Below are 2,495 nucleotides of genomic sequence, written 5' to 3' on the forward strand. Positions count from 1 at the left end.
GTTGTCTGTGACCTGCGCCTTGTAGCCGAACTCCACCGGTCGACCCAACCTGCCCTTGGGGATCGGACGCGCGTCGGGGTCATCCAGCGAAACCAGCCGCTACCACCCCGCCGGCGTGGCGCCCGACAGCCGCGTGCGCGCCTGGGCGACCACCCGTGCGGTGCGCGCCAAGGTCTGCTCGAGATCGGCGACCGCGCGACGCAGCCTGCCGCTGGCGGCGTCGCCGGCGCGCGTCAGCGCCCGGCGGGCGTTGCGCACCACCGCCGCCGCGTCGGCCGCAGTCGTCTCGGCCAGATCCGCCAACTCGCCGGTGATCACCCTGACGGCGTCTTTAGCGTCGCCGCTGCGGCGTCGCAGGTTCGCCGCGATCGACCGCACCCGCCGCCCCGCCGCACGGCTGCGGTCCCGCACCTTCGTGCGCGTGGCGCCACCCGCCGCGTGCACCCGGCGGACTTGCCGGGCGATGCGGCCCACGCCGTGGCCAGCAACCCCGAGTCGGTCGGATACTCCGCATCGGCCTCGACCACGGTCGTGTCCGCCCGCACCCGGTTGGTCTTGAACACCTTGTGCTGGGCGGCCTTGGCCCACAACGCCTCATTCAGCTGCTCCACGGTGGCCGCGCCGCAGCGCGACGTCAGCTTCATCAACGTCGTCGGGTGCGGCACCGGTGCGCTCAGCGGGATGCGGCAGAACCGCCGCCAGCTGATCGAGTCGGTGACCTCGCGGCACAGCGTCTCGAACCCCAGCTGGTAGCGGAACTTGAGGAACATCATCCGCAGGTACGTCTCGATCGGGATCGATGGGCGACCCATGACCGGGTCGAAGTGCGCCGCGAACGGCGTGACGAACGCCGGGTCGTCCAGCAGCGCGTCGACGCGTTCGAGCTCACCGGGCAGCCCCCACACCTCGGCTGGCAGGATCGACTCCCACAACGTCGCCTGATCATTGGTGGTCCGCAGCACCATCCCCAAAGCCCCTGGTCACGCCGACACCACGGGCATTCTCGCAGCACTCGACCAACAACCATGGCAGGCACAACCGCAAAACCCCAGGTCAGCGGCCTACCGACCTCGGACTATTTCAGGGGGAAGTAACTAAGCCGGGATCACACAGCTGGTCTGCCGGCGTGAGGTCGCCCTCCGCGGCGTCGTCAGTCGTGGGCCGGGAGCATCTGCGGCACGAATAGGTAGCCGGCGATGTCCCACTGGTGCCCGTTGCGGTCGGCGACGTAGCCGGCAGTCACGCCAGTCGGTCTTCGCGGCAGGCTTGGTGATCGTCCTGCCGGCTCGCTCGGGAGTCGCGAGCGCCGCGTCGACTGTTACTCGCGGTCCGAGGTTCATCGCTCACGCGACTGGCGCGCACCCGTCGGCGGTGAAGTCGGGCGCCGCGTCGGCGGCCAAGGTCGTCCCGGTCGAACAGTCCGAGCACGACGGTGCCGTCATGCAGGAAGCTGATGGTGTTGTCGACCGACAGCGACGACCGCCGCCAGTCCACCGCTTCGTAGTAGCGGATCACGGTCGCGACGTCACCGGCACCGAGCGTGACAGAAGCACACGCGACCACCGTCGCGCGGCCACATGGTCGCCGAGTTCGCACCGTGCCGACGATGGCCGCCTGACAGTCTGCCGGGGCGGTGGCCGGACCCGGTCCGTGGGGACCCCTCGCGGCGCGATCGGCGCCCCGGGAGCCGGCCCGACCCGCCGGCTTCGCGCTGATGTGAGCGCGCCGAACGATCAGTGAACCTGAGCCTGCCAGCGAGCTTGCAAGGACTCTGCAAGTTTGCCGGCCGCTGTGATCGGCGGCTCGGTCGACGTGCAAGCGGATGTGCAAGCGGAATGCCAGCGCCGTGGTCATGGTGTCGCCCCGCCGCTGTCCGGCGCGACGACGAGGACGCACCCGTGACGACACGCCTACCTGGTTCATCGGCCCCTGCGACCAGTCCGCCCACGTGGTCGCCGACGGTCGCGGGCGCGTCGGGCGGCCAGCATGACCGCCCGATGCAACGCCGCCGCCGGTGCCGGCGCGGGATGTGGTCGCGTTCGGTCGGGAGGTCGGCCGGGTGCTGTCCGACGGGCGGATCGTCGGCCGTGCCGAACCGTTCGCGAAGGCCTTCGCGTCCAGCCGCGAGGTCAAGCGCGCGGTCGGCGCGACCGCGTGGGTGATCCTGGAAGACATCGCGCTGGACGCCGCCATCGACGACCGCGGACGCCTCGTCGCGCACACGAGCGTGCGCCAGATCGCCGACCACCTCGGGCTCAACAAGACCCCCGTCGCGCGTCACCTCGCCCGGCTCCGCGACCACGGGTTCGTGCTTCACGAAGAGGCCCGCGATCACGCGTCGGGCCGCTGGGATGCGTCTCGCTACCTGCTGGACCCGTCTGCGTGTGTCGAGCGGTTCACCCACACCCCACCCGCCGAACAAGCGCGCACGGACTCGCCGGTGCGCGACGAGCCGGTCGACAGGGCGGACGGCACCGTGTCCGCATCTACCGGAC

General features: G+C 70.9%; 1 protein-coding gene and 1 pseudogene. One reads left to right on the forward strand and one right to left on the reverse strand.

What is annotated here, in order from left to right:
• Nucleotides 1-965, reverse strand: a pseudogene (locus VK923_06120) (transposase).
• Between the two features lie 1,049 nt (nucleotides 966-2,014).
• Between VK923_06120 and VK923_06125 the strand changes: the two are divergent.
• On the forward strand, nucleotides 2,015-2,495 hold a 481-nt coding region (locus VK923_06125), incomplete at its 3' end, for a winged helix-turn-helix domain-containing protein (protein HSJ44241.1).

Source organism: Euzebyales bacterium (assembly GCA_035461305.1).
Lineage (GTDB): Bacteria > Actinomycetota > Nitriliruptoria > Euzebyales > JAHELV01 > JAHELV01.